Origin of the sequence: Pseudomonas sp. FP818 (assembly GCF_030687335.1) — a bacterium.
Taxonomy (GTDB): Bacteria; Pseudomonadota; Gammaproteobacteria; order Pseudomonadales; family Pseudomonadaceae; genus Aquipseudomonas; species Aquipseudomonas shahriarae.
Map to the genome: position 1 here is coordinate 4810226 of NZ_CP117427.1, position 19167 is coordinate 4829392.

Annotated in this window: 15 protein-coding genes; 9 read left to right on the forward strand and 6 right to left on the reverse strand. The window is 62.1% G+C overall.

Annotated elements, in window-relative coordinates:
• Window positions 1-71: 71 nt before the first annotated feature.
• The 3 genes from PSH80_RS21790 to PSH80_RS21800 all read left to right on the forward strand — a co-directional run bounded on the left by PSH80_RS21790 (window position 72) and on the right by PSH80_RS21800 (window position 2312).
• On the forward strand, window positions 72-974 hold the full coding sequence (locus tag PSH80_RS21790; protein ID WP_305418281.1) for a chemotaxis protein CheV: 903 nt from the start codon (window positions 72-74) through the stop codon (window positions 972-974).
• Window positions 975-977: 3 nt separating this feature from the next.
• A complete protein-coding gene (locus PSH80_RS21795) occupies window positions 978-1460 on the forward strand; it encodes an N-acetyltransferase (RefSeq protein WP_057958516.1) in 483 nt (160 codons plus the stop codon).
• Window positions 1461-1568: 108 nt separating this feature from the next.
• Window positions 1569-2312, forward strand: coding sequence for a YkgJ family cysteine cluster protein (locus PSH80_RS21800; protein ID WP_057958515.1), 744 nt, complete (start codon window positions 1569-1571; stop codon window positions 2310-2312).
• A 181-nt stretch (window positions 2313-2493) separates the two neighbouring features.
• Here the strand turns inward: PSH80_RS21800 and PSH80_RS21805 are convergent, their stop codons facing one another.
• The 3 genes from PSH80_RS21805 to PSH80_RS21815 form a co-directional block, all read right to left on the reverse strand.
• Complete coding sequence (locus tag PSH80_RS21805) at window positions 2494-4068, reverse strand: PAS domain-containing methyl-accepting chemotaxis protein (protein ID WP_057958514.1); 1575 nt, start codon at window positions 4066-4068, stop codon at window positions 2494-2496.
• A gap of 97 nt (window positions 4069-4165) precedes the next feature.
• Complete coding sequence (locus PSH80_RS21810; RefSeq protein ID WP_057958513.1) at window positions 4166-5377, reverse strand: transporter substrate-binding domain-containing protein; 1212 nt, start codon at window positions 5375-5377, stop codon at window positions 4166-4168.
• Between the two features lie 135 nt (window positions 5378-5512).
• Window positions 5513-5746 (reverse strand): hypothetical protein, encoded by a 234-nt coding sequence (locus PSH80_RS21815; RefSeq protein ID WP_057438192.1) that lies wholly within the window; start codon window positions 5744-5746, stop codon window positions 5513-5515.
• A gap of 215 nt (window positions 5747-5961) precedes the next feature.
• Between PSH80_RS21815 and PSH80_RS21820 the strand changes: the two genes are divergently transcribed.
• From PSH80_RS21820 to PSH80_RS21845, 6 genes are all read left to right on the forward strand, one after another.
• Window positions 5962-7128, forward strand: coding sequence for an efflux RND transporter periplasmic adaptor subunit (locus PSH80_RS21820; protein WP_128592810.1), 1167 nt, complete (start codon window positions 5962-5964; stop codon window positions 7126-7128).
• Window positions 7125-10220: a multidrug efflux RND transporter permease subunit gene (locus tag PSH80_RS21825; protein ID WP_305418287.1), complete on the forward strand. Its 3096-nt coding sequence runs from the start codon at window positions 7125-7127 to the stop codon at window positions 10218-10220. Before PSH80_RS21820 ends, PSH80_RS21825 begins: the two co-directional genes overlap by 4 nt.
• Window positions 10221-10229: 9 nt before the next feature.
• Window positions 10230-10907, forward strand: coding sequence for a heavy metal response regulator transcription factor (locus PSH80_RS21830; RefSeq protein WP_057958510.1), 678 nt, complete (start codon window positions 10230-10232; stop codon window positions 10905-10907).
• A complete protein-coding gene (locus tag PSH80_RS21835) occupies window positions 10897-12261 on the forward strand; it encodes a heavy metal sensor histidine kinase (protein WP_057958509.1) in 1365 nt (454 codons plus the stop codon). The genes PSH80_RS21830 and PSH80_RS21835 overlap by 11 nt, the downstream gene beginning before the upstream one ends.
• Before the next feature lie 313 nt (window positions 12262-12574).
• The gene (locus PSH80_RS21840) at window positions 12575-13897 is read left to right on the forward strand and encodes an OprD family porin (RefSeq protein ID WP_057958508.1); all 1323 of its coding nucleotides are present in this window, start codon (window positions 12575-12577) and stop codon (window positions 13895-13897) included.
• A gap of 84 nt (window positions 13898-13981) precedes the next feature.
• Window positions 13982-15475, forward strand: coding sequence for a sensor domain-containing diguanylate cyclase (locus PSH80_RS21845; RefSeq protein WP_120734126.1), 1494 nt, complete (start codon window positions 13982-13984; stop codon window positions 15473-15475).
• A gap of 146 nt (window positions 15476-15621) precedes the next feature.
• Here PSH80_RS21845 and lpxC read toward each other — a convergent pair whose 3' ends face one another.
• The 3 genes from lpxC to ftsA all read right to left on the reverse strand — a co-directional run bounded on the left by lpxC (window position 15622) and on the right by ftsA (window position 19162).
• On the reverse strand, window positions 15622-16533 hold the full coding sequence (gene lpxC / locus PSH80_RS21850) for a UDP-3-O-acyl-N-acetylglucosamine deacetylase (protein ID WP_029297841.1): 912 nt from the start codon (window positions 16531-16533) through the stop codon (window positions 15622-15624).
• A gap of 112 nt (window positions 16534-16645) precedes the next feature.
• Complete coding sequence (gene ftsZ, locus PSH80_RS21855; RefSeq protein WP_057444456.1) at window positions 16646-17836, reverse strand: cell division protein FtsZ; 1191 nt, start codon at window positions 17834-17836, stop codon at window positions 16646-16648.
• A 66-nt stretch (window positions 17837-17902) separates the two neighbouring features.
• Entirely contained in the window at window positions 17903-19162 is a 1260-nt protein-coding gene (ftsA, locus tag PSH80_RS21860; protein WP_029297837.1) for a cell division protein FtsA, read from the reverse strand.
• Window positions 19163-19167: the final 5 nt, after the last annotated feature.

Here is a 19167-nt window from a genome sequence, read left to right on the forward strand (position 1 = left end):
CCCCTACAGTTTTTGGCGCGAACGTCGATAACCCGCTATAGATTGTTATCGCTGATCCACAGAAGGTTTTTATGTCCACCACCAAAGCCCGCGCAGATTCACTCTCGCTTCTGCTCTTTACCTTGCGCAGCGGCAAGCTGATGGCCATCAACCTGCTGAAAGTCAGCGAAATCATTCCCTGCCCGCCGCTGACCAAGCTGCCGGAGTCCCACCCGCACGTCAAAGGCATCGCCACCCTGCGTGGCGCGGCCTTGTCGGTGATCGACCTCAGCCGGGCGCTGGGCGAAATGCCCCTGCAAGACCCCGACGGCGGTTGCCTGATCGTCACTGATGTCAGCCGCTCCAAGCAGGGCCTGCATGTGCAGGCGGTGAGCCGGATCGTGCATTGCCTGACCACCGATATCCGTCCGCCGCCCTTTGGTTCCGGCGGTACGCGCTCGTTTATCACCGGCGTGACCCAGGTCGACGGGGTGCTGGTGCAGGTGCTGGACATCGAAAAAGTCATCCACGCCATCGCCCCCGCGCAGATCGAAGTGGCACCGACCGACCTGACCATGGAAGAAGCCGAAGTGCTCGGCCATGCGCGCATCCTGGTGGGGGACGACAGCCAGGTGGCCCTGCAGCAATCGGTGCACACCCTGCGCAACCTCGGCCTGACCTGCCACACCGCTCGCAGTGCCAAAGAGGCCATCGACGTGCTGCTGGAACTGCAAGGCAGCGCCGGGCAGATCAATGTGGTGGTGTCTGACATCGAAATGTCGGAAATGGACGGCTACGCCCTCACCCGCACCCTGCGCGAAACCCCGGACTTCCAGGATTTGTACGTGCTGTTGCACACCTCCCTGGACAGCGCGATGAACAGCGAAAAAGCCCGCCTGGCCGGTGCCGACTCGGTGCTGACCAAGTTCTCGTCACCCGAGCTGACCAAATGCCTGGTGGTTGCGGCCCAGACCGTGGCGCAAAAAGGCCTGTAAACCGTGACAGCGTATTACCAACTGCTGCGCCGCGACCTCACCACCAGCCTGCCCGCGCCGCAATGGCCGGCCGGCATCCGCCTGGACCATTACCGCGACGAACTGGCCACGGCGATTCATGCGGTGTTACGCATGACCCAGGAACAGGGCGGCGGCCATGTCGCCAACCTGGACACCTGGCAGCAGCAGTTCATCAGCAACGCAGAGTTCGACCCCAGGCTGTGCCTGGTGGTCAGCAACGCCGAAGGGATTCTTGGCGTGGCCCAATGCTGGACCAGTGCCTTTATCAAGAATCTCGCCATCCACCCCTGTGCCCAGGGCCAGGGGCTGGGTCGCGCCTTGTTGCTGCACAGCTTCCAGGTGTTCAAGCAACGCGGCGAGCCCTATGTGGACCTCAAGGTGCTGGAGAGCAATCTGCGCGCACGCCAGCTGTATGAAAGTGCGGGCATGGTGTTTGTGCTGCGCGACATGGTCAGCGACGACTGACCGGCACTGGCGCATAACTTGCTTCCAGAGTCTCTGAACGGCGGATAGAGGCAAAAACCCGTCACCGTCCAAGAGCGCCCTCTGACCTGGCCTGGTAGCAGATCCTCCATGAATACCCATTTTTCCTGCGTTGGTTGCGGCAAATGCTGCACCGACCATCATGTCCCCCTGACACTCGACGAAGCCCGCCAGTGGGCGGCGGACGGCGGCAATGTCATCGTCCTGGTGGAAGGCTTCCTGGGCAATGGCCTGGGCCTGCCGCTGCAACAACGCGAGCATGCCGAACGGCGTTCGGTGGTGGTGCCCAGCGGCACGACCGAGGCGTTTGTGGCCATTACTTTTGCCGCCTACAACGCGGGGCCCTGCCGGAATCTTGACGAAGACAACCGCTGCGGCATCTATGAGCGGCGGCCGCTGGTCTGTCGTATCTACCCGATGGAGATCAACCCGCATATCCCACTGAACCCGGCCGCCAAGGATTGTCCGCCGCACTCCTGGGAACAGGGCCCGGCGCTGATCGTCGGGGGTGAACTGGTGGACCCTGAACTGGCGGAGCTGATCCGCCGCTCACGCCAGGCCGACCGTGACGACGTGCAGACCAAGGAAGCGGTGTGCGCCCTGCTGGGGATTCGCACCACGGCGCTCAAGGGCGATGGTTTTACCGCGTACCTGCCGGATATGGGCGCGTTTGCCCAGGCCATTGAATTGGCGGTGGAACAACCGGCCATGGCCAATGAGTGGGTGTTTCATGTGTCCGGCATGGACATCGCCGAACAGTTGCTGGATGCCGGGGCACAGATCGCCACCGAGGTGCCGGCCAACTATGCGTTTATCTCCTTGCGCGCTGCCTGAGGCGCGTCAAATGGGTTGGGGCTGTACTGTGGCGAGGGAGCTTGCTCCCGTTGGACTGCGTAGCAGTCCCATTTTAGGGCCGCTTCGCGCCCCAACGGGAGCAAGCTCCCTCGCCACAGGTTATTGATTGCCCTGCACCCTCTATGAACTGAAGGGCATCAGGGCTTGCCACAGCCACAACCTAGTGGCGTTTGCCCCAGAACTCTTCTGCCAGCCGCCGCAGATCTTCCGCCAGGGCCGCCACGTCGCCCGAGCTGAGCTGGCTCTGCTGACCGGCAGTGACGGTGGCTTCGCCGGCATTGCGGATGCCGACAATATTGCGATTGATGTCTTCGCTGACCGCGCTCTGTTCTTCCACTGCAGTGGCAATCTGCACACTCATGGCGGTGATCTGGTTGACCCGCTGGCTGATGCCATCCAGGGCCGATGCGGCGCGCTGGGCGTGATCGACGCTGGCTTCGACATGCTGGCTGCTCTGTTCCATGGCCATCACCGCATCCCGGGCGCCGCCCTGCAGGGTGCTGATCATGCGCTGGATTTCATTGGTCGATTGCTGGGTACGTTGTGCCAGGCCGCGCACTTCGTCGGCCACCACCGCAAAACCACGGCCCTGTTCGCCCGCTCGCGCTGCCTCGATGGCCGCGTTGAGGGCCAGCAGGTTGGTCTGCTCGGCAATCGCCCGGATCACCTCCAGCACACCGGAAATATCACCGCTATGGCTTTCCAATTGATGGATCACCGTGGTGGCCCTGGCCAGTTCCTGGGACAGACGCAGCACCGCATCGCGGCTTTCGTCCACTCGCTGATGACCTTCACGGGTCGCGCTGCCGGCCTGGTCGGCGGCTTTCGAAGCTTGCTGGGCATGGTTGGCGACTTGCGCCACGCTGGCCGCCATCTCGTGGATGGCGGTGGCCACCTGGTCGGTCTGGCTCTGCTGGCCCAGGGTGCTGCTGTGGCTGCTGTCCAGTTGCTCGACCAGGGCGGCGGCGTGCCCGGACAAACGCTGCGATGCATCGCCAATCCGGCCGACCACCGCGCCCACCTGGGCTTCAAGCATCTGCATGGCAAATTCGATTTGCCCCAGCTCATCCGCACGCCCGGTATAGATCGCCTGGCTGACGGGATTATCGGCGATCTGCCGCGCCCGCTCGCTCAGTTGCCGCAGGGGGCGCAACAACAGGTTGACGCCTAATATCCCCACCGCGCCCACCGCCGCCAGGCCCAGCACTTGCACCGCCCACGGATAGCTCGCCAAGCCGACCCCAGCCCCCCAGGTCAAGGCGCATGTCGCGCCGGTGACCAGCGACAACTTCAAGGGCATCTCCAGCACCGGCCGCATGCGCCGAGTGCCCGTGCGCAGACGGGCATACACGCGCTCCGCCGCCATCACCCGCCGCGCATCGGGCCGGGTCCGCACGGACTGGTACTCCACCGCCACGCCGTCGCGGGTGACCGGCGAGGCATAGGCACTGACCCAGTAGTGATCGCCGTTCTTGCAGCGATTCTTCACCATGCCCATCCACGAGCGACCGCTTTTGAGGGTCTGCCACATATGGGCAAAGGCCGCCGACGGCATGTCCGGATGGCGCAGCAGATTATGTGGCGCGCCCAGCAGCTCCTCGCGGCTGTAGCCGCTGACGTCGATAAAGTCCTGGTTGGCGTAGGTAATCGAACTGCCGAGGTCGGTGGTCGAGAGAATGTTGGCATCTTGGGCAATGTCCACATTTCGCCCCGTGACCGGGAGATTGATCTTCATGGAAAGCGCGCTCGGGGGTTATTGGGGGAGTCGGCAGGGGCACCGACTCTAAGCGCACCGGTTGAGCAAATACTGATCCAGCTCATGTTCCACGCATTTAGTTGCCCGGCGCCAGCGCCTGCGGCTCGTGGTACTCCTCAATCAGGGCGACACAGTCCAGCGCCACCCGTGCGCTGCGCGGCAACCTGCGCACGGCCAGTACGCTGCGGGCGGGCAAGCGGCTACGGGCGAAGTAGCCCAGGTACACCTCATTGACCAGAGCCAGATCATCCAGGTCGGCCAGCATCAAGGTGCATTTGACCACCCGATCCAACGACGAATGATGACGCTCCAACAGGTCGTGCAGGTTCTTCATCACCTGCTTCATCTGTGCGCCCGTCCCGCCTTTCACCGGATTGCCGCGAATATCCAACCCCGAGATACTGGAGATGTACAACGTGTCGCCGACCCGCACCGCCTCGGAAAAAGGCAGCGTCAGCTCGCTGGGGTAAAAGCGCGGCCCATCGCCCGGTTGCGCCGCTGCAATGTCGAGTTCCTCCCGCAGATACCCTCGCAGAATGCGCTGGTGCTCGCCGCTCTGCTTGAGCTGCTCCAGCGCCCGGTTAAGGTCACTGCGCAATTCACGATCGGACTTGCGCACGCCGATGGCCACGGCAGTGCCCATCTGTTGGCCGGTGACCGGCGGGCCGACGAAATCGAAAGGTTGCCCCTGCTCGGTGTCGAGCAGCTCCTGGCGAATTTCGGCTGTACCTTGCAGAGTCGCGTCAATATCACCGGCCACCAGGCTGCGGATCAACTGGTCATTGAGCCAGAAGCTCTTGATGATCACCCCGGCCGGCGCCCATTGCGCCAGGGCGAACGCTTCGCGATTGCTGCCGGTCAACACCCCCACGCGCTTGCCCTTGAGGGCGCGTACCGTGGGCATCAGCCCGGAATAACGGCGCGCCACCAAGTGCGTGGTCAGGGGGTACAAATCGTCGGTGAAGTCGATCAACTGCCGGCGTTGCGGGGTAGAAGCCATGCCCATGATTGCGTCGAAACGCCGGCTTTCAAGGGCTGCGATGCTATGGGTGAAGACTTGATCGACCCAGGTGCAGCGAACATCGAGTTGCGCGCACAAGGCATTGCCCAGTTCGATGTTCAAGCCGACCAACTGCCCTTGGGCGTTGCGGCTTTCATAGGGAGGAAACAGAGGGGAAATCGCGAAGCGGATCTCGCTGCGCGGCGCCGCGGCGGCCACCGGCCCTATCAGAAAGGCGCCCGACAGTAGCGCCCCAATGGATAAAACAAAGATCTTTGCCCAAGCCATGAAGACATCCCTTTCTTGAAAATCCCACTCCTTCACCCCGTGCTGCCAACCAGGCGCGGCGAAGGGGTATCGAGCAAGCTTTCAAGAAAAGGTCATGGGCCGACAAGGCGAAAAGTCAGCAATGGCTGTAGGCAGTCAGCGCTTGCCCATCGAACGACGGGTGCCGGGCGGCGCCATGCCGGGGGTCTTGGTGTGACCGTTCTTCGCGCCGTTTTTGTACCACGGCTGATTGCTGTCTTTCGCCCCGGCCAGCTCACCCGGCTTGAAGGGGAATTTGAACGCCGGGATCACCGGCTTGGCTTCACTGTCGAGGCTGTCTGGATCAGCGAGTTCGGCGCTTTCAACAGGCGGTTGTGTCGGGGAATTCATGGAAGCTCCGGAGCGTGCAAAAAATGACGCGGGCCCGACTTGCGGGCCACACTGGCGCGCAGTATACCTGCGCGCCCTGGTTCTTTAACCACTGCCCGTACGAATGGTCGACCTTTGCTGACAGCCCTGTCAGTTACCGGTCACTTTGCTGACCGGCTTTACAGGCTATAAAGAGCCTCCACTCCTCCCTTTCCCTGTCCGGACGCCGCGAGACCATGCCCATTCCACGCAAAACCACCGTGATTGTGCTCGCCGTCGTGGCCCTGGCGGTCGTGGCCTGGGTGGCGACCCGGCCGGCCAAGACCAAGCTGTCGGCTTCCAGCGCAATCCCGGTCCGGGTGGTCAGTGTCGCGCAGCAGGATATCCCACGGTTTGTCAGCGGTATCGGCTCGGTACTGTCGCTGCATAGCGTGGTGATCCGCCCGCAGGTCGACGGCATTCTCACCCAGTTGCTGGTCAAGGAGGGGCAACGGGTCAAGGCCGGCGACCTGCTGGCGAGCATTGATGACCGGGCGATCCGCGCCAGCCTTGACCAGGCCAAGGCCCAGTTGGGCGAAAGCCAGGCGCAGTTGCAGGTGGCACAAGTCAATCTCAAGCGCTACAAAGAGCTGAGCATCGACGACGGCGTGTCGAAGCAGACTTACGACCAGCAGCAAGCCCTGGTCAACCAGCTCAAGGCCACGGCCCTGGGTAACCAGGCGGCAATTGATGCGGCCCAGGTTCAGCTTTCCTACACACAGATTCGCTCCCCCGTCAGCGGTCGGGTGGGGATTCGCAATGTGGATGAAGGCAACTTCCTGCGTACCAGCGATGCCCAGGGCCTGTTCTCGGTGACGCAGATCGACCCGATCGCCGTGGAATTTTCCCTGCCGCAACAGATGCTGCCGACCCTGCAGGGCCTGATCGCCGCGCAACACCCGGCCAGTGTCGATGCGTTCCTCGGCGCCGACACCGACAGCCCGGCCGCCATCCTGCTCGGCGAAGGCCGCCTGAGCCTGATTGATAACCAGATCAGCGCCACCACCGGCACCATCCGCGCCAAGGCCGAATTCAGCAATGCCACGCAAAAACTGTGGCCGGGGCAACTGGTCACGGTGAAGATCCAGACCGCCCTCGACAAGGCGGCCCTGGTGGTGCCGCCGACCGTGGTCCAGCGCGGCCTGGACTCGCACTTCGTGTACCGCGTCAATGGCGACAAGGTGGACGTGGTGCCGGTGCACGTGACCTACCAGAACAGCGACCTGACGATTGTCACCGGTGTGCAGGCCGGTGATGTGCTGGTCAGCGACGGCCAGTCGCGCCTCAAGGCCGGTGCCCAGGTGGAGGTGCTCAAGGAGCCGCCGCAAGTGGTCCAGACCGCCCAAGCGCAGGCCCGGCCATGAAGGGTCGTGGCTCAGTATCGGCCTGGTGCGTCGACCATCCGGTCGCCACCCTGCTGCTGACCTTTGCCCTGGTGCTGCTGGGCTTGATCGCCTTTCCGCGCCTGCCCGTCGCGCCATTGCCGGAGGCGGAGTTCCCGACGATCCAGGTCACCGCCCAACTGCCCGGCGCCAGCCCCGACACCATGGCCTCGTCGGTGGCCACGCCCCTGGAAGTGCAATTCAGTGCCATCCCCGGCATGACCCAGATGACCTCTAGCAGCGCCCTGGGCTCCAGCCTGTTGACCCTGCAATTCACCCTCGACAAGAGCATCGACACCGCCGCCCAGGAAGTGCAGGCGGCGATCAACACGGCGGCCGGAAAGTTGCCCAGCGATATGCCCAACCTGCCGACCTGGCGCAAGGTCAACCCGGCGGACAGCCCGGTGCTGATCCTCAGTATCAGCTCCAACAATATGCCCGGCACCGAACTGAGCGACTACGTGGAAACCCTGCTGGCCCGGCAGATCAGCCAGATCGACGGCGTCGGCCAGATCAGCATCACCGGCCAGCAACGCCCGGCAATCCGGGTACAGGCCTCGCCGGACAAACTCGCCGCCATCGGCCTGACCCTGGCCGATATCCGCCTGGTGCTGCAGCAGTCGAGCCTGAACCTGGCCAAGGGCGCGCTGTATGGGCGCGACAGCGTATCGACGCTGTCGACCAACGATCAGCTGTTTCATCCTGAGGAATACGGCGAGCTGATTGTTTCCTACAAGGACGGCGCGCCGGTGCAGTTACGCGACGTGGCACGGGTGATCAACGGTTCGGAAAACGCCTACGTGCAGGCCTGGTCCGGTGATACGCCGGGGGTCAACCTGGTGATTTTCCGCCAGCCGGGGGCCAATATCGTCGACACCGTGGACCGCATTCAGGCCGAGCTGCCGCGCTTGCAGGCGATGCTGCCGGCGTCGGTGGAAGTCAGCTCGCTGTCGGATCGCACCAAGACCATTCGTGCCTCGCTGCATGAAGTGGAAATCACCCTGTTGATCGCGGTGTTGCTGGTGGTGGCGGTGATGGCGCTGTTCCTGCGCCAGTGGTCGGCAACCCTGATTGTCTCCAGTGTGCTGGGGGTGTCGCTGGTGGCCACTTTTGCCCTGATGTATGTGATGGGCTTCAGTTTGAACAACCTGACCCTGGTGGCCATCGTGATTGCCGTGGGTTTTGTGGTGGACGATGCGATTGTGGTGGTGGAGAACATCCACCGTCACCTTGAGGCGGGCCTGGACAAGCGCGAAGCGGCGATCAAGGGCGCCGGCGAGATCGGTTTTACCGTGGTGTCGATCAGCTTTTCGCTGGTGGCCGCGTTTATCCCGTTGCTGTTCATGGGCGGCGTGGTCGGGCGCCTGTTCAAGGAATTTGCCCTGACCGCGACCTCGACCATCCTGATTTCGGTGGTGGTGTCCCTGACCCTGGCGCCGATGCTGGCCGGGCAGTTTATGCGCGCCCCCGCCCACCCTCCCCACGACAAACCGGGCTTTGGCGAACGCCTGCTGGCCGGTTACGCGAGGAACCTGCGCCGGGCCCTGGCCCATCCGCGCACGATGCTCGGCATCTTCACTGTGACCCTGGGCCTGGCCGTGGCCGGCTACGTGTTTATCCCCAAGGGCTTTTTCCCGGTACAAGACACCGGTTTTATTCTTGGCACCAGCGAGGCAGCGGCCGATGTGTCCTACCCGGACATGGTGGCCAAGCACCAGGCCCTGGCCGAAATCATCAAGGCCGACCCGGCGGTGGAAAACTTCTCCCACTCGGTGGGTGTGACCGGCAGTAACCAGACCATCGCCAACGGCCGCTTCTGGATTGCCCTGAAGGATCGCGGTGATCGCGATGTGTCGGCCAGCCAGTTTATCGACCGGATCCGCGCCAAACTGGCCCGGGTACCGGGGATCGTGCTGTACCTGCGCGCCGGCCAGGACATCAACCTCAGCTCCGGGCCCAGCCGCAGCCAGTACCAGTACGTGCTCAAGAGCAACGACGGCGCGACCCTGAACACCTGGACCCAGCGCCTGACCGAAAAACTGCGCACCAACCCGGCCTTCCGCGATCTGTCCAACGACCTGCAACTGGGCGGCAGCATCACCCACATCAGCATCGACCGCCAGGCCGCCGCGCGATTCGGCCTGACCGCCACCGATGTCGACCAGGCGCTGTACGATGCGTTCGGCCAGCGCCAGGTCAATGAATTCCAGACCGAGACCAACCAGTACCAGGTGGTGCTGGAACTGGACAGCCAGCAACGGGGCAAGGCCGAGAGCCTGAACTACTTCTACCTGCGCTCGCCCCTCAGCGGCGAAATGGTGCCATTGTCGGCGCTGGCCAAGGTCGACCCGCCGACGGTCGGGCCGTTATCCATCAGCCACAACGGCATGTTCCCGGCGGCCAACCTGTCGTTCAACCTCGCGCCGGGCGTGGCCCTGGGCGACGCCGTGATCATGCTCGACCAGGCCAAGAACGAGATCGGCATGCCGAGCACCCTCATTGGCAATTTCCAGGGTGCGGCGCAGGCGTTCCAGAGTTCATTGGCCAGCCAGCCGTGGCTGATCCTCGCGGCGCTGGTGGCGGTCTATATCATCCTCGGCGTGCTGTATGAGAGCTTCGTGCATCCGCTGACCATCATCTCGACCCTGCCCTCGGCCGGCCTGGGTGCGTTGATCATGCTGTGGCTGCTGGGCCAGGATTTTTCCATCATGGCCTTGATCGGCCTGGTGCTATTGATCGGCATCGTCAAGAAAAACGGCATCCTGATGATCGACTTTGCCCTCGAAGCCCAACGGGTTCGTGGGCTGGCACCGGCGGATGCGATTTATGAAGCCTGTGTCACGCGTTTTCGACCGATCATCATGACCACCCTCGCCGCGCTGCTGGGCGCAGTCCCGCTGATGCTCGGCGCAGGCCCCGGCGCGGAGCTGCGCCAGCCCCTGGGCATCGCGGTGGTCGGCGGGTTGCTGGTGAGCCAGGCGCTGACGCTGTTCACCACGCCGGTCATATACTTGTACCTTGAGAAGCTGTTCCACAGACCCACTCCGGCCCCCGGGCTGGCGACCACACATTGAGGCGGGGTCATGCGTGTCCTGATTATTGAAGACGAAGAGAAAACCGCCGACTACCTGCATCGCGGGCTGACGGAACAAGGCTACACGGTGGACGTCGCCCGCGACGGCATCGAGGGCCTGCACCTGGCCCTGGAAAGCGACTACGCAGTAATCGTGCTCGATGTGATGCTGCCCGGCCTCGACGGGTTTGGCGTGCTGCGCGCACTGCGGGCGCGTAAACAAACCCCGGTGATCATGCTGACTGCCCGCGAGCGCGTGGAAGACCGCATTCGCGGCCTGCGCGAAGGCGCCGACGATTACCTGGGCAAGCCGTTTTCCTTTCTCGAACTGGTCGCCCGCCTGCAAGCCCTGACCCGCCGTAGCGGCGGGCATGAACCGGTGCAGGTGACCGTTGCCGACCTGTGGATCGACCTGATCAGCCGCAAGGCCAGCCGCGCCGGCCTGCGCCTGGACCTGACGGCCAAGGAGTTCTCGCTGCTCAGCGTCCTGGCGCGGCGCCAGGGCGAGATCCTGTCCAAGACGGCGATTGCGGAAATGGTCTGGGACATCAATTTCGACAGCGACGCCAATGTGGTCGAAGTGGCGATCAAGCGCCTGCGGGCCAAGCTCGACGGGCCGTTCGAGCACAAGTTGCTGCACACCATCCGTGGCATGGGCTATGTACTGGAGAACCGCAGTGTCGAGTAACTCGATTGCCCTGCGCCTGAGCGGCATGTTCACCCTGGTCGCGCTGGTGATTTTCCTGCTGATCGGCGGCGCGCTCTACCAGCAGGTGGACCGTGGCCTGGGCCTGTTGCCGGAGGCCGAACTGGATGCGCGCTACAGTGTGCTGGAGTCGTCGATCACACGTTTCGGCACGCCGGATCACTGGGTGAAAATGACCAACAAACTCAAGCTGCTGGGCGAAGAGGATGCACGCATACGCTTCTGGGTAGTGAGCAGCGACCCGGCCTATGAGTACGGCAACCCGGACGCGCACCTTCGCGAGTTCGCCGCCGGCCCCACGGGCAAGCGTGATTTATACCTGCCGGGGCATGCGTATCCGTTCAAGGTGCTGGTCAGCCAGTTCCCGGCCAAGGACCTGCGCCCGCCGCTGCGCTTTATGATCGCCATCGACACCGCCAACTTCCGCGCCACCCAGCACCATTTGCTGATGGCGTTGATCAGCCTGGCGTTTATCGGCGTGGTGCTGGCTTCGCTGCTGGGCTTCTGGGTCGCGCGCATCGGCCTCAAGCCGCTGATCAGGCTCTCGGACGAAGCGCAAAAACTGGCCCCGCCGAAACTGTCCGGGCGCTTGCAATTGTCGCCGCTGCCCCCGGAACTCAAGCAATTCGCCAATGCCTTCAACTCCACCCTGGAGCGGGTGGAAACCGCCTACTCGCGCCTGGAGTCGTTCAACGCCGACGTGGCCCACGAACTGCGCTCGCCACTGACCAACCTGATCGGCCAGACCCAGGTGGCGCTGACACGTGGCCGCTCGGCCGAGCATTACTTTGAAGTGCTGCAATCGAACCTGGAGGAGTTGGAGCGCCTGCGTTCGATCATCAATGACATGCTGTTCCTGGCCAGCGCCGACCAGGGCAGCAAAGCCACCAAGCTGGTTGAAAGCTCCCTGGCCGATGAGGTGGCGACCACCCTCGACTATCTGGACTTTATCCTTGAAGACGCCCAGGTGCAGGTCACGGTGGTCGGCGATGCCCAGGTGAGGATCGAAAAGGCCCATTTGCGCCGGGCCCTGATCAACCTGCTGAACAACGCCGTGCAGCACACCTCGCCGGGGCAAGTGATCGAGGTGCGGATTGAAACGCACGAGCAGCAGGTGCTGATTGGCGTGACCAACCCTGGAGAACGGATCGCCAGCGAGCATTTGCCACGGTTGTTCGAGCGTTTCTACCGCGTCGACGCCTCGCGCAGCAACAGCGGGGCCAATCATGGGTTGGGGTTGGCCATCGTCAAGGCGATTGCCTTGATGCATGGCGGGGAGGTGTTTGTGCGCAGTGAACACGGTGGCAACACCTTTGGTATCACCCTGCCGATCTGAATTTTAAAATCACTCCGACATAAGCCCATTCCCATAGAGGGTCTTCATCGTCTCGACTGTTGCGATTTGGGCAACAGTCATTATCTTGTTACACTCTGTACCGTACCGCTCGCCTGCGCCAATATGTCGCATCGACGAGCGAGACGGCAAAGACAGCCGACCCGCCCTGCCATTTCCCTCGACTTATTTCCAGGGCTCTACACTGGGAATCTGTCTTAAAGCCGCTGACTTCAGCGGCTTTTTTTTGCCGTAAAAAAGGCCAGGAACACCCCACAACATTGGCCGTTCAGACTGACCCAAAGGAGCTCCCCCGGTGAAAACCGCGCTGACATTCACCCCGTTATTCCTCGCGATTGCAGCAACTATCTCCCCTATCGCCCATGCCGCAGACACCCCTCCCACCGACGGATTCGTCGAAGGCTCCAGCCTCAATATCAACACCCGCAACTACTACATGAATCGTGACCGCCGCGACATTCACACCGACGACAGCAAAGAGTGGGGCCAAGGCTTCCTCGGGGTCTTCGAGTCCGGTTACACCCAGGGCACCGTGGGTTTCGGCCTGGATGTGCATGGCATGCTCGGCCTGAAACTGGACGGCGGCGGCGGTACGGACGGCTCCAGCATCCTGCCGTACGGCAGCGGCAACGGCAAAGCGCCGGGCTCGTTTTCCACCGGTGGCGGCACCTTGAAAATCCGCGCTCTGGATACCGAATTCAAAGCCGGCGATCTGTTCCTCAACAACCCGGTAATTGCCGGCGGCATGACCCGCATGCTGCCCGAGACCTTCCGTGGCGTCAGCCTGACCAACCACAGCCTCGACGGCTGGATGTTCGAAGGCGGCCAGGCCAGCTTTGCCAAGCTCTACAACCAGAGCGGCCACGGGCGCATCGGCACCAGCTATGGCGCGCTGCCCAAGGGCCAGGACAGCCAGCATATGAACTGGGCAGGCGTGGCCTGGAGCGGTCTGCCAGGGCTGACCAGCAACCTGTACGCCTCCGAACTCAAGGACGTGTGGAACCAGTACTACTACGACCTGGACTACACCTACGCGGTCAATGACCTGGTCAGCCTCAACCCGGGCCTGCACTTCTACCATACCCAGGACACCGGCAATGCCTTGCTGGGGGATATCGACAACAACACCTACAGCCTGCATTTCACTGTGGGCGTGGGCAATCACAGCGTCATGGCCGCCTACCAGCGGGTCAACGGCAACACGCCGTTCGACTATATCGCCCAGGGCGACAGCGTGTACCTGGACAACTCCCAGCAATACTCGGACTTCAACGGCCCCAACGAGCGCTCGTGGAAGCTCAAGTACGCCTATGACTTCGCCGGGCTCGGCGTCCCTGGCCTGACGTCAGCGGTGTCGTACATCAGCGGCAAGACCGACCTGACCAAAGTCGACCCCAACAGCCGCGGCTACTCGGCCTGGTACAGCGCCGACGGCAAGAACGCCAAGCACTGGGAACGGGATATCGACCTCAAGTACGTGGTGCAGGGCGGCAAGGCCAAGGACCTGGCGGTGCGCCTGCAATGGGCGACCAACCGGGGCAGCAATGGCTACTCGGCGGTGGACCGCGATGTGGATGAGTACCGGGTGATCGTCGACTACCCGATCAATGTGTTCTGACGGCCAATTATCTTTTTTGCCGATGAGCTAATTTCAGGCGCGCGGAACTAAACTGCCCTCATCGTCACCGCCGAAGTCCGTCCGATGAGTCAACGCCGCGCCCTTAACCTGCCTGCACGCCCGGAGCTTTTGCTGATTCTGGGCAGTGGCCTCACCGTCACCCTGATCCTGATCATCGTCGCCGTGCTGCTGATCCGCGAACATGCCAGCACGCTGCAGACCGCCCAACGGTCTACCAGCAATATCACCCAACTGATCAATGCCGATGTGCTGCGCAACGTCGAGCTCTATGACTTGGCACTGCACGGCCTGATTGAGGCGGCCGGCAAGGACTTGTCGGGACTGCCGGCGGATGTGCGGCATCAACTGCAATTCGACCAGTCCACCGCAGCCCCCTATAAAGGTGAAGTCCTGCTGCTGGACGCCCAGGGCGCGGTGCTTGCCGACTCGTCGACGCTGACCCCAACCCGACGTAACTTCGCCAACCGCGACTACTTCCAGGTCCATCAACAGAACCCCGAGGCCGGACTGTTTATCAGCCGCCCGTTCAAGATCCATTGTCAGTGCGAGCAGGTCTGGCGTATCGCCTTCAGCCGCCGCGTGACCGGGCCCGACGGCGAGTTTGCCGGGGTGGCCGTGGCGACCATGCGCCTGGCGTATTTCGACCAACTGTTCAGCAGCCTGACCATCGGCAACGGTAACACCATCAACCTGCTGAACAACCAGGGCATCCTGCTGGCCCAGCACCCCGTGCTCGAACAGGACATGATCGACAAGGACCTGAGTTCACTCCCCAACTTCAAGCGCATGCTGAAAGAAGGCAGCGGCAGCTTCCGGGCCATCTCTGCGATCAGCGGTACGCCACGGCTGTATACCTTTACCAATGTGGGGCGGTTGCCATTGATCGTGGTGGTGGCGTTGGCCAGCGACGATGTGTTCGCCGCCTGGCAGCGCGCCGCGTGGCTGACGGCAGGGGCCACCGGGGTGTTGTGTGTGGGCCTGCTGTGGCTGAGCTGGATGTTGCGCCTGGAGCTGCGGCGCCGCTATCGCGCCGAGAAGGTGCTGTCAGAACTGGCAGCCACGGACGGCCTGACCGGCCTGGCCAACCGCCGGACCCTCGACCAGCGCTTGGCTCTGGAATGGGAGCGCGCCCGCCGCTCGACCGAGCCCTTGTCTGTGCTGATGATCGACGTCGACCACTTCAAGGCCTTCAACGACCGCCATGGCCATCAGGGGGGGGATGAAGCCTTGCGCAGCGTGGCGCAGGTGATCGGCCGCCAAATCCGCCGCCCGGCCGATCTGGCGGCACGTTACGGCGGCGAAGAGTTTGCGGTGATCCTGCCGCATACCGATGCCAGCGGTGCCAGGACGATTGCCGAGCATATCCGCCAGGGGATCCAGCACTTGCCGCCGGTTGCCGGTGATAGCGAGCCTATTACGGTGAGTATCGGCCTGAGCACCTGGGACAAACGCAGCAGCGCGTCATTGGAGGAGTTGCTGCTCAGTGCTGACCGGGCATTGTATGAGGCGAAAAATAGCGGGCGTAACCGCGTCGTCGATGCGGCCCTGGTGAGGTAGTGGTTGCGTACCTATTGTGGCGAGGGAGCTTGTCACCGCAGGTCTGTTTTGCGCCTTGATTGAACATTGGCGGAGCCACAAACCACCGCCATAAAAAAAGGCCACCCGAAGGCAGCCTTTAAAAACTAAAGAAAGAGAGTTGTTACTTACACCGCCGCAACGGGACGCATGTAAGAGATCGGTGCGGTGCTGGCATCTTCGAAGGTCACGACTTCCCAAGCATCTTTCTGCTCAATCAACTTGCGCAGGAGCTGGTTGTTAAGTGCATGGCCCGACTTGAAGCCTTTGAACTCGCCTATCAGGCTATTGCCCAGCAGGTAGAGGTCACCAATTGCATCGAGGATCTTGTGCTTCACGAATTCGTCTTCATAGCGAAGGCCGTCTTCGTTCAGTACACCATCCGCGTCGACCACGATGGCGTTTTCAACGCTGCCGCCGAGTGCGAGGTTGTGCTTGCGCAGGTACTCGATGTCACTCATGAAACCAAAGGTACGGGCGCGGCTGACTTCTTTTACGAACGAAGTGCTGGAAAAATCCACGCTTGCACTTTGGGTGCGGTCACGGAATACCGGGTGATCGAAATCGATCTCAAAGCTCACTTTAAAGCCTTCGAACGGGACGAAGGTGGCGCGCTTGTCGCCGTCTTCTACTGTCACTTCCCGCAGAATGCGAATGAACTTCTTGGCTGCGTCCTGTTCTTCCAGGCCGGCAGATTGAATCAGGAATACGAAAGGTCCAGCGCTACCATCCATGATCGGGACTTCAGACGCGGAGAGCTCGACGTAGGCGTTATCGATGCCCAGGCCAGCCATGGCCGAGAGCAAGTGCTCCACCGTGTCCACTTTGACGTCACCGTTGACCAATGTGGTCGACATGGTGGTTTCGCCAACGTTTTCCGCGCGAGCAGGAATCTGCACCACAGGGTCCAGGTCGGCACGAACAAACACGATGCCGGTGTCGACAGGTGCGGGCTTGAGAGTCAGGTATACCTTCTCCCCGGAGTGCAGACCTACACCTGTGGCACGGATAATATTCTTCAGGGTGCGTTGTTTAATCATGGCTTGGACCGCTTCAGCGCAAATTGCGAACTGGTATCAACAAAGGCTGGCGATAATAGCAGACCAGACCTTTGCTGAACACCAATCACCTTCATAGCCCTGATACATTCCATTAATCGGCCTGACGACGCAGGAAAGCCGGGATGTCCAGATAGTCCAGATCATCTTGCGGATTCGGGCTACGGGACGCCGCAGCACCGGCCTGGGCCTGGTTGCGCATCACGGTCGGACGATCCAGATCACGGTAGTTCACCGACGGCAGTTCCTGACGAGCAGGTGCTGGAGCGGCGGCCGAGGCCTGGCTGGTGTGCACGGTATTGTCGATAACCTTCACCGGTTTCTCGATTTTAGCGCCCAGACCCGTGGCAACCACGGTCACATGCAGCTCGTCGCGCATGTCTGGATCGATAACGGTACCGACCTTGACCATCGCGTGCTCGGAAGCAAAGGCTTCGATGATGCTACCCACGTCGGAGTACTCACCCAGGGACAGGTCAGGACCGGCGGTGATGTTCACCAGGATGCCGCGTGCACCTTGCAGGTTCACGTCTTCGAGCAACGGGTTGCGGATGGCCGCTTCGGTCGCTTCACGTGCACGGTTAGGACCGCTGGCGCAGCCAGTGCCCATCATTGCCATGCCCATTTCGCTCATGACCGTGCGTACGTCGGCAAAGTCGACGTTGATCATGCCCGGACGCTTGATGATGTCGGAGATACCGCGAACGGCACCGGCCAGTACGTCATCGGCCTTGGCGAAAGCCGACAGCAGGCTGGCGTCTTTACCGAGGATGGTCAGCAGTTTCTCGTTGGGGATGGTGATCAACGAGTCAACGCTTTCAGACAGCAGACGGATACCTTCGTCAGCGATCTGCATGCGCTTGCGGCCTTCGAACGGGAACGGACGGGTCACGACAGCGACCGTCAGGATCCCCATTTCCTTGGCTACTTCAGCAATGATTGGCGCCGCACCGGTACCGGTACCGCCGCCCATGCCGGTGGTGATGAACACCATGTTGGTGCCTTGCAGCACTTCGGCAATACGCTCACGGTCTTCCAGGGCGGCTTGACGGCCGACTTCCGGATTGGCGCCAGCGCCCAGGCCCTTGGTCACGGCTGTGCCCAATTGCAGGATGGTCCGCGCGCCGATGCTCTTCAGCGCCTGGGCATCAGTGTTGGCACAGATGAATTCAACGCCTTCAATGTTGCTCTTGACCATATGATTGACAGCGTTGCCGCCGCCACCGCCGACACCGATTACTTTAATAACCGGGCTTGCGGGGATGTTGTCTACGAGTTCGAACATTTTCCCTCTCCTTTCATTTCTCTAGTTTTTTCGCCTACTACTTTGAAACGGTGTTGCGGTAAATCTTTAGAAATTGCCTTTCACCCAAGCCTGCAGGCGCTCCAGCAACGGCGCTTTGGGCTCGTCACTGCTATAGCTTTCGCGGCTGCCAATGCCCGACAGGGAAATGCCGTCGGTCTGCTTTTGCAGGCCGTACAACAGCAAGCCCACACCGGTGGAATAAATCGGGTTGCGCACCACGTCGCCCAGGCCCTTGACGCCATGGGGCACGCCCAGGCGGACCGGCATGTGGAAAATTTCCTCGGCCAGTTCGACCGCGCCTTCCATCTTCGAGGTGCCACCGGTCAGCACGATGCCGGCCGGGATCAAATCTTCGTAGCCGCTGCGACGCAGTTCAGCCTGGATCAGGGTGAACAGTTCGTCGTAGCGCGGCTCGACCACTTCGGCCAGGGCCTGGCGCGACAGTTCACGCGGTGGACGGTCGCCCACGCTCGGCACCTTGATGGTCTCGCCGGCACCGGCCAGCTTGGCCAGGGCGCAGGCGTAGCGGATCTTGATTTCTTCGGCGTACTGGGTCGGTGTCCGCAGGGCCATGGCGATGTCGTTGGTCACCTGGTCGCCGGCAATCGGGATCACCGCGGTGTGACGGATCGCACCTTCGGTAAAGATCGCGATATCGGTGGTGCCGCCGCCGATGTCCACCAGGCACACGCCCAGTTCTTTTTCGTCGTCGGTCAGGACCGAGTAGGCCGAGGCCAACTGCTCAAGAATGATGTCGTCGATTTCCAGGCCGCAACGACGCACGCATTTTTCAATGTTCTGTGCGGCATTCACGGCGCAGGTCACCACGTGGACCTTGGCTTCCAGGCGGACGCCCGACATGCCCAGGGGCTCACGTACGCCTTCCTGGTTATCAATAACGTAGTCCTGCGGCAGGGTGTGCAGCACACGCTGGTCAGCCGGGATTGCCACGGCCTGGGCAGCGTCGAGGACGCGCTCAAGGTCGGCCGAGCTGACTTCACGGTCGCGGATCGCCACGATGCCGTGGGAGTTCAGGCTACGAATGTGATTGCCCGCCACGCCGACGAATGCCGAGTGAATCCGGCAGCCCGCCATCAGTTGCGCTTCTTCGATAGCGCGCTGGATCGACTGCACGGTGGATTCGATGTTGACCACCACGCCCTTCTTCAGGCCCCGGGACGGATGCGTGCCGATTCCGACGATTTCCAGCGTGCCGTCGTCCGCGACCTCGCCTACCAGCGCCACCACCTTGGAGGTGCCGATATCGAGACCGACGATCATTTTGCCGCTTTGCACGTTTGCCATGGGTC

Excerpts from the sequence above, each read along its gene's own strand:
- PSH80_RS21830 (WP_057958510.1), top strand. The coding sequence starts at position 10,230 with ATGCGTGTCCTGATTATTGAAGACGAAGAGAAAACCGCCGACTACCTG.
- PSH80_RS21800 (WP_057958515.1), top strand. The coding sequence starts at position 1,569 with ATGAATACCCATTTTTCCTGCGTTGGTTGCGGCAAATGCTGCACCGAC.
- PSH80_RS21790 (WP_305418281.1), top strand. The coding sequence starts at position 72 with ATGTCCACCACCAAAGCCCGCGCAGATTCACTCTCGCTTCTGCTCTTT.
- PSH80_RS21825 (WP_305418287.1), top strand. The coding sequence starts at position 7,125 with ATGAAGGGTCGTGGCTCAGTATCGGCCTGGTGCGTCGACCATCCGGTC.
- lpxC (WP_029297841.1), bottom strand. The coding sequence starts at position 16,533 with ATGATTAAACAACGCACCCTGAAGAATATTATCCGTGCCACAGGTGTA.
- PSH80_RS21845 (WP_120734126.1), top strand. The coding sequence starts at position 13,982 with ATGAGTCAACGCCGCGCCCTTAACCTGCCTGCACGCCCGGAGCTTTTG.
- ftsA (WP_029297837.1), bottom strand. The coding sequence starts at position 19,162 with ATGGCAAACGTGCAAAGCGGCAAAATGATCGTCGGTCTCGATATCGGC.
- PSH80_RS21805 (WP_057958514.1), bottom strand. The coding sequence starts at position 4,068 with ATGAAGATCAATCTCCCGGTCACGGGGCGAAATGTGGACATTGCCCAA.
- PSH80_RS21820 (WP_128592810.1), top strand. The coding sequence starts at position 5,962 with ATGCCCATTCCACGCAAAACCACCGTGATTGTGCTCGCCGTCGTGGCC.
- PSH80_RS21810 (WP_057958513.1), bottom strand. The coding sequence starts at position 5,377 with ATGGCTTGGGCAAAGATCTTTGTTTTATCCATTGGGGCGCTACTGTCG.
- ftsZ (WP_057444456.1), bottom strand. The coding sequence starts at position 17,836 with ATGTTCGAACTCGTAGACAACATCCCCGCAAGCCCGGTTATTAAAGTA.
- PSH80_RS21815 (WP_057438192.1), bottom strand. The coding sequence starts at position 5,746 with ATGAATTCCCCGACACAACCGCCTGTTGAAAGCGCCGAACTCGCTGAT.